Raw genomic sequence first — 5,206 nt, 5'->3', positions numbered from 1 at the left:
GGCTGCGCCCGCGACCCGCGTGACAGACTGCGCGCATGCGCAGCAAGACGTCCGACACCGGACCAGCGGGAGACCTTCGGCGGGCCATCAACCACACCGGCTACTACCCCGAAGTGGTCTCCGACGGAGTGTTCTCCGCGGTGGGCGGTGAGGAGATGGTCGCGTTCTACCTCCACCACGAGCCGACCTTCGACCGCGACGAGGTGCGACGCCACCTGACCGTGGCGGTGCACACGACGTCCCGGCTGGTCCTGGCACACACCGACGAGCACCCCGGCGACGACCTGCTGCCCGATCCCTACACCTCGACCTCCACCGAGGCGGTCTCGCTGTCCGCGATCCGCTCGGTCGTGGTCACGCGGATGATCGCCAACCCCACGTCCGGCCCGTCCTCGGCCGCCGAGGCGGTCATGACCATCGGCTGGGGCGGAGTCGGACGAATCGACCTCGAGCCGGCCGGCTGCGAGGATCCCGACTGTGACGCCGACCACGGCTACACCGGCGTTGTCGCCGGCGACGACTTCTCGCTGCGTGTCTCGGCTGCGGCTGACGGCGGCGAAGCGGTCGCCAGGCTGCTGGGCTTCGCCGAGGCGCTGTCGGCGCTGACGCGCGGAGCGTGAGCGAGCCAATGCCTCGTGAGTGACTTCACGCTGCCCGCCTACGGCGAGCGCTCGCTCGGCGACGTCGTGCCGGCGATCGCCCGCGCGCTGGGCGTCGACGCGTCGGTGGGTGGTGCCGCGCCGCCGGGCCTGTTGCTGCCCGACGCTGCGGCGTACGTCGTCTTCCTGATCGACGGCCTGGGCTCGGAGCTGCTCCGGCGCTACTCCCACGCGGCGCCGTTCCTCTCGTCGCTGGTCGAGGGCGGCGCGGTCGGCACCGCCGGCGTGCCGTCGACCACGGCGACCAGCCTGACGTCGTTCGGCACCGGTCTGGTCCCCGGGGCCCACGGGCTGATCGGCTTCACCGCCCGCATCCCCGGCACCAACCGGCTCATCAACCACCTGTCGTGGGACAAGCAGGTCGATCCACTCGACTGGCAGCCCCATCCGACCGCCTTCGCCCGGCTCACCGCCGGCGGGGTGCACGTCTCGGTCGTCAACAAGCGTGAGTTCGCCGGGTCGGGCCTGACCGTCGCCGCGCACCGCGGTGCCACCTTCGTCGGCGCCAACCTCGTGGGCGAGCGGATCGCCGCGATGGTCGATGCGGCGGCGTACTCCCCGTCCCTGACCTATGTCTACGACTCCGACCTCGACTGGACGGGCCACAAGTTCGGCGTCTCCTCGATGCAGTGGCTCCAGCAGCTCGCGATGGTCGATGCCGAGGCCGAGCAGATGCGCGACGCGTTGCCGCCCTCCGTGCGGCTGCTCGTGGTCGCCGACCACGGGATGGTCGACTGCGAGGTCTCCTCGCGGATCGACGTGGATGAGGTCGTGGAGCTCCGCGACGGCGTCGACCTGCTCGGCGGCGAGGCGAGGTTCCGGCACCTCTACTGCTCGCGCGGCTCGGTCGACTCCGTGGTCGCGACCTGGCGCGAGGTGCTGGGCGAGCGGGCCCTCGTGCTCACCCGCGACGACGCCATCGGACGTGGCTGGTTCGGCGAGGTCGCGCCCGGGGTCCTGCCGCGCGTCGGTGACGTCCTGGTGGCCTGTCGCGCCGACGCCGCGGTCGTCTCCACGGCCGACTTCCCCTACGAGAAGACGCTCGTCGGCATGCACGGCTCGCTGACGCCGGCCGAGATGCTGATCCCGATCCTCGTCAGCTGACGACACCCGCTCGACGGCGTCCCGTCGCTGGCCGGGATCGGCGTTAGTGTCGAAACGTGTCGAAGACGGTGACCGAACGGCTGGAGCGCTATCGCAGCGATGGCCTGGCCCAGGTCGAGGGCTGGTTCGAGCCGGAGTCGGCGGAGCTGATGGCCTCCTTGCTGCTTCACCAGATCGGGCTGGGTCTGGGCGGCGGAGTGGCCGAGATAGGCGTGCACCACGGCCGCTCGTTCCTGCTGCTGGCCAACGGACTCGCGCCGAGGGAGCCCGCGGTGGCGCTCGACGTCTTCGAGCACCAGGAGCAGAACGCCGACCACTCGGGCAAGGGCGACCGCGGCCGGTTCGAGGAGAACCTCTCGCGCTGGGCGCCCTGCGTTGCGGTGAAGATCGTGGCGCGATCGAGTCTCGAGGTCACTCCTGCGTCTGCTCGCGAGGTGTTCGGCCGGCCGCGGATGTTCTCCATCGACGGCGGACACACCGCCGAGATCACCCGCCACGACCTTGAGCTCGCCCAGGCGGGCATCGCCGACGGCGGGATCGTGGTTCTCGACGACATGCTCAACGGGCACTGGCTGGGAGTGCTGACGGGCACGGCGACCTACCTGCTCGACCACCCGGGACTCGTGCCGTTCGCCATCTCTCCCAACAAGCTCTACCTCACCGACTCGGTCGCCGCCGCCACGGGGTACGCCACCCACCTGCGCAGCGCTGCACCCGACCTTCTCGGCAAGCGCGACGTCGAGTTCTTCGGCACCACCGTCGACGTCTACGGCCAGGGCGCGCCCCGGCACAACGTGTCAGGCCCCTCGGGTCCGGCGCCCGAGGTACGTCGCGCGCGGGCCGCCGCACGCCGGGCCAGGCGCGAGGCCGCAGACGTCGCCCAGCAGCTCGCCGCCGTACAGGCATCGAGGTCGTGGCGGCTCACCGCGCCGTGGCGCAAGGTGGCCGGGCGACTGCCCCGTTCCTAGGTCAGCCGAAGGGGAGCGGCTCGGGCGCGAGCGAGACCGCCTTGGCGCGGGCCGCGGTCAGGCGACGGCGATGGTGCTGACGGCACAGCACCTCGTAGGCCACGTCTGCTGGCGGCTCGTCGGCGGCCTCGACATCGCCGACGACCACCACATCGCCCTCGGTGACCATGATCCCGTTCTCGGTGCGCGCGTTGTGGGTGGCGCGCTTGCCGCACCAGCACAGCGCCTCCACCTGGAGGACGTTCATCCGGTCGGCGATCTCGACGAGGCGCCGGCTGCCCGGGAAGAGCTGGGTCCGGAAGTCGGTGAGGATGCCGAACGCGAACACGTCGATCTGCAGCTCGTCGACGACCTTGGCGAGCTGGTCGATCTGGTCGGGGGAGTAGAACTGGGCCTCGTCGCAGATCAGGTAGTCGATCCGCCCGCCGGCCGTCAGCGAGGTGACGACGTAGCGCCAGAAGTCGAAGTCGGTGTCGACCTCCAGGGCGTCGTGGGTCAGGCCCAGGCGGCTCGTGAGCACGGCGTGTCCGGACCGGTCGTGCGTGGTGAAGATCCGCCCGACCCGACCGCGCGCGGCGTGGTTGTGGTTGGTCTGCAGCGCCAGGGTCGACTTTCCGCTGTCCATGGTGCCGGTGAAGAAATGCAGTTCAGCCACGAGGCGGGATCCTGTCACATCGCGCGGGTGCTCCTGCGCCGCCACCACGCGCCCACCGCCCACTCAAGGTGGGGCCACGACTGTCGGCCAAGGTGCGCCGAGCTCGGCGTGTCGCCTGGAGCAAGCGCGTGTCGCGCACCGGCCGACCAGGTTGTGGCCCCTCGCCCAGCGGGGAACGGCGCTACGGTTGCCGACGTGAGCTCTCCGCTGATCTCGGTTGCCGAGCTGTCCTCGTCGCTCGGACAGGTCACCCTCCTGGACGTGCGCTACCGGCTGGGCGGACCGCCCGGGCGCGAGGAGTATGCCGCAGGCCACATCCCCGGTGCGGCGTACGTCGACCTGGACACCGAGCTCTCGAGCGCCCCCGGTGTCCCGGTGGACGAGAGGGGGAGGCACCCGCTGCCTGAACCGGAGGTGTTCGTGGCGGCGATGCGAGCCGCCGGAGCGAGCAACGATGAACCCGTCGTGGTCTACGACGACTGGCAGGGCCGGGCCGCCGGGCGGGCGTGGTGGCTGTTGCGCGACTACGGCCACGCCGACGTGCGGGTGCTCGACGGCGGCTGGTCGGTGTGGCGGGCGTCGGGTGGGCAGGTCAGCACCGAGATATCGCCGAGGGCGCCCGGAGACTTCAGCGGCACGCCCGGCCGACTGAGCGTCGTGGACGCCTCCAACGTCAGCGACGTCGCCGTACTCATCGATGCCCGCGCCCCCGAGCGCTATCGCGGCGAGGTGGAGCCTGTCGACCCGGTCGCCGGGCACATCCCCGGCGCCGTCAACGTCGACACCTCGCGCAACCTCGCGCAGGACGGCACGTTCCGGTCGGTGACCGAGCTCCGAGAGATCTACGGCGACGTCGGCGCCGTGCCGGGGGCCGACGTGGCGGCGTACTGCGGATCAGGGGTCACCGCGACCCACGACCTCCTCGCGCTGGCGGTGGCCGGGGTGCACGCGGCGCTCTATCCCGCCGGCTGGTCGGGGTTCGTCACGTCCGTACGGTGACCTCGTCGCCGACGCTGATCCGGCCGGTCGACTCCGGGATCAGGTGGATCGCGAACAAGGTCTTGTGATCGACCAGCCGGTGCCGGGCCAGGGTGCGGATCGGCTCCTTGCCGGTCCTCAGCGACTCGAGGTCGATGGTCGTCATCACGCACCGGTCCGTCGGCTTGGCGACCCGGAACCGGACCTCACCGATCGTGACCCCGGTCCAGTCGTCCTCGGCGAACGGAGCCTCGCCGTCGACGACGAGGTTGGGCCGGAACCGTTGCATCGGCAGGGGAGCGGGCGGTTCCTCCCCGCGATCGAGGGCGCCCTCGGTGATCCAGTCGTTGAGCTGACGCAGCGAGGCCTCGGACGCGATCGTCACGGGGTAGGCGTCGGCGTACGCCGTGTAGTCCTCGGCGCGCGAGTGGGCCGGGTTGAGCGTGCGTCGCGTCGGGTCGTCACACCAGACGAGGTGGAGGTCGTCGCGACCGGTCGCCGCGCGCAGCCAGGCGTCCGCCTCCGGGCCGGCGGGGATGCCCTGGAGCTCGTTCGAGTGCACCTTGGCCCGCACCCGGTCTCCGGACGGTACGTCGAGGAGCAGGTCGGGCTGCTGGGCTGACCGGAGCCTCAGCGCCGACGTGAGCGTCGGATCCGTGCTCGGGGTGTCGGGCGTGATCGAGAACAGTGAGTGCTGCTCGCGCACCGAGACCAACTCGCCGTCGCCGTCGACGACCAGAAACGTCCGATCGCCGTCGAGGCCACCGAGCCCCACATCCGCTGAGCCCACCGGCCGGATCGCGGTGCTCTTGACGGGATGGATGTTGAGTCCGGTCAGCAGC

At 71.2% G+C, this 5,206-nt stretch carries 6 protein-coding genes; 4 read left to right on the top strand and 2 right to left on the bottom strand.

What is annotated here, in order from left to right; all coding sequences use genetic code 11:
- Positions 1-35: 35 nt before the first annotated feature.
- The 3 genes from RMO85_RS01915 to RMO85_RS01905 are packed head-to-tail and all read left to right on the top strand — an operon-like array spanning position 36 to position 2,731.
- Positions 36-620: a DUF5998 family protein gene (locus RMO85_RS01915; protein WP_310526132.1), complete on the top strand. Its 585-nt coding sequence runs from the start codon at positions 36-38 to the stop codon at positions 618-620.
- 15 nt (positions 621-635) lie between these two features.
- Positions 636-1,763: an alkaline phosphatase family protein gene (locus RMO85_RS01910; protein WP_310526131.1), complete on the top strand. Its 1,128-nt coding sequence runs from the start codon at positions 636-638 to the stop codon at positions 1,761-1,763.
- 56 nt (positions 1,764-1,819) lie between these two features.
- Positions 1,820-2,731 (top strand): class I SAM-dependent methyltransferase, encoded by a 912-nt coding sequence (locus RMO85_RS01905; protein WP_310526130.1) that lies wholly within the window; start codon positions 1,820-1,822, stop codon positions 2,729-2,731.
- Position 2,732: 1 nt separating this feature from the next.
- Here RMO85_RS01905 and RMO85_RS01900 read toward each other — a convergent pair whose 3' ends face one another.
- Entirely contained in the window at positions 2,733-3,386 is a 654-nt protein-coding gene (locus RMO85_RS01900) for a thymidine kinase (RefSeq protein WP_310526129.1), read from the bottom strand.
- Between the two features lie 195 nt (positions 3,387-3,581).
- Between RMO85_RS01900 and RMO85_RS01895 the strand changes: the two genes are divergently transcribed.
- Positions 3,582-4,385 carry a sulfurtransferase gene (locus tag RMO85_RS01895; protein ID WP_310526128.1) on the top strand — a complete coding sequence of 268 codons (804 nt, stop codon included), beginning with the start codon at positions 3,582-3,584 and terminating at the stop codon, positions 4,383-4,385.
- On the opposite strand, the gene RMO85_RS01890 is transcribed toward RMO85_RS01895, so the two are convergent.
- The coding region (locus RMO85_RS01890; RefSeq protein WP_310526126.1) for an MOSC domain-containing protein at positions 4,369-5,206 on the bottom strand (838 nt) is incomplete at its 5' end. The two genes, RMO85_RS01895 and RMO85_RS01890, sit on opposite strands and share 17 nt — an antisense overlap.

Source organism: Nocardioides sp. (assembly GCF_031422975.1).
Lineage (GTDB): Bacteria > Actinomycetota > Actinomycetes > Propionibacteriales > Nocardioidaceae > Nocardioides.
Note: the sequence above shows the minus strand (reverse complement) of the source record. Positions and strands in the feature narration are given on the sequence as shown.